General features: G+C 53.3%; 1 protein-coding gene. It reads left to right on the forward strand.

The annotated features are described in order from the left end of the window. Window positions 1-127 precede the first annotated feature (127 nt). The coding region (locus tag H8711_RS13960) for an antirestriction protein ArdA (protein WP_249283921.1) at window positions 128-507 on the forward strand (380 nt) is incomplete at its 3' end.

Raw genomic sequence — 507 nt, forward strand, 5'->3', positions numbered from 1 at the left:
GCGATTGCCCTCCCTTGCGCCGATTACATTATGGCCGGGATTTATGAGGTGCTGGCTGACCGGGCCGGAAAGGAGGAATGAGCCCATGTTTGAAGCCTATATAACCAATACAGCCCTATACCCCTTAATGGGGATTGAGGTAGGGACAACGGTACATTTCCCCATGACGACACAGGAGTTGCAGGCCGCCCTTGCCAAAATCGGGATAGACGGGAAACGGTACAGCGAAGTGTTCTTTACCAGCTTTGACAGTGATGTGCTGGGGCTCTACGATCATCTCTACGAATGTGAGAACATCGACGAGCTGAACGAGCTGGGCCACGCCCTGCTGGAAGTACGGGATAAGGGCGGACTGGAAACCTTTGAAGCCGCTCTTGTCTTGGGAAACCACACAAGGAGCGTGAAGGATTTGATAAACCTGACGCAGAACCTTGACCTTTACCGCTTTTACCCGGATATTTCCGATGATGAAGGGCTGGGCCGTCTTTACGCCGACGAGCTTGGGAC

It is taken from the genome of Ligaoa zhengdingensis (assembly GCF_014384885.1).
In the GTDB taxonomy this organism is placed as follows: Bacteria; Bacillota; Clostridia; order Oscillospirales; family Ruminococcaceae; genus Ligaoa; species Ligaoa zhengdingensis.